Origin of the sequence: Pseudoalteromonas sp. AOP7-A1-14 (assembly GCF_052376275.1) — a bacterium.
GTDB lineage: Bacteria > Pseudomonadota > Gammaproteobacteria > Enterobacterales > Alteromonadaceae > Pseudoalteromonas.
Window position 1 is genome coordinate 1 of sequence record NZ_JBQSVO010000226.1, and the last position, 1,638, is coordinate 1,638.

Below are 1,638 nucleotides of genomic sequence, written 5' to 3' on the forward strand. Positions count from 1 at the left end.
CTTAGCAAGCTGTCTAGCTTCACTTACTGTGATTACCGATGAATTACCTAAGGCTAACCTTCTTTCTTTCGAACCTCGGCCTCCTAGACGGTAATACAGATAATATACCTGTGAGCGCTTTCCTTCTTTATTCGCCTTACCAATATTTAGATAGAAACCGGAGATCTCAGTGTCATTGATTTTGGTAATTTCCAGAGGGATATTTTTGAGTACAGATTCAGTTAGTTTTACTTTGATTGACGCCATTTTTCGCACACCTAGAGTTAAGTCAAAACTTTTGTCGCACACTTATCGCACGAGCTGATTTGAGTTCACTAAACTTCACGTTTATTCACTAGGTATAATTTAAAAGCTTAATCCTTTCAATAGCAATAACTTACAATTACTTCAAACACTTCACTGTAGAACACTTTTAGCCACTTTTGTACACGATAAAGCACAGGTGATTTTTATGGGGTGGCAGGGGTCGAGAGTTCGAATCTCTCCATACCGACCATTTAAACCTCGCAAAAACAACATCCTAATCCAACTTTAAAATATATCACAATTACCCTGTGGTAATATCGTGGTAAAACTTAGTTTTAAAGAAAGCCAGAGATCCTACATTTAAACCAAAGAAATAATAACGTGCAACTAGCTATAAAACACCCAGCTTTAGCGCATTAATTTGCTATCGCACATTACCAGCGTTACTCTTTAGGTTTTACAATACACTAAGGTCTTTATGAGTCACTCTCCTTATCCAATTGGTACTAAAAATACACCATGGAATTCACAAGACAAACAATTATGGCTGTCAAAACAAAGTAAAAAGCGTAGCTATATTGATGATGTTGTAAGTAAAATAAAGGCGTTAGAAAATGAGTTTGATGTAGAGCAATATGCATCGCTAACTTACCCAGAGCATGACTTCCCTTTATTTGTAATTAGAACAAAAGCATTTTCAGAAGCTAAGCCAACAATACTAGTCACTGGCGGTGTTCATGGCTATGAAACCAGTGGTGTACATGGTGCACTTCGCTTTGCCGAAACCTTACCAGCGGCCTATAAAGATAAATTTAATATTATTATAGCGCCATGTATTAGTCCTTGGGGTTATGAAACAATCAACCGTTGGAACCCTGATGCGGTTGACCCTAATCGTTCATTTTATAAAAACAGCCCAGCACAAGAATCTCGCGCCATTATTGAATATATAGATTCAATTGGCATCAATTTACTCGCCCATATCGATTTACACGAAACAACCGATACTGATAACAGTGAATTCCGTCCTGCACTAGCTGCTCGTGATGGAAAAATAAATACGAACTGGAATATCCCTGATGGGTTTTATTTAGTTGCTGATTCTGTAAAACCTGAACCTGAATTTCAAAAAGCGATTATCGACTCAGTCAAAAAGGTAACTCATATTGCGCCTAGCGATGAAAACAACCAGCTAATCGGTGTGCCTCAAAGTCAGTTTGGAGTGATCAATTATGCAGCCCGTGAGCTAGGCTTATGCATGGGTTTTACTGATGCGCAATTTGTGACGACCACAGAGGTTTATCCAGATAGCCCGACGGCAAGCGACGAAGAATGCATTCTTGCACAAGTAGCTGCTATCCACGGTGCATTTAACTACGTTTAAATTCTAGC

At 38.7% G+C, this 1,638-nt stretch carries 2 protein-coding genes; one reads left to right on the top strand and one right to left on the bottom strand.

The features are described from left to right. The coding region (locus ACT3RM_RS17715) for an Arm DNA-binding domain-containing protein (RefSeq protein ID WP_441836656.1) at positions 1-246 on the bottom strand (246 nt) is incomplete at its 3' end. A gap of 478 nt (positions 247-724) precedes the next feature. Here ACT3RM_RS17715 and ACT3RM_RS17720 point away from each other — a divergent pair. Beyond that, a complete protein-coding gene (locus ACT3RM_RS17720) occupies positions 725-1,630 on the top strand; it encodes a M14 family metallopeptidase (protein ID WP_441836655.1) in 906 nt (301 codons plus the stop codon). Positions 1,631-1,638: the final 8 nt, after the last annotated feature.

Coding starts and splice junctions, on each gene's coding strand:
- ACT3RM_RS17720 (WP_441836655.1), top strand. CDS start 725: ATGAGTCACTCTCCTTATCCAATTGGTACTAAAAATACACCATGGAAT.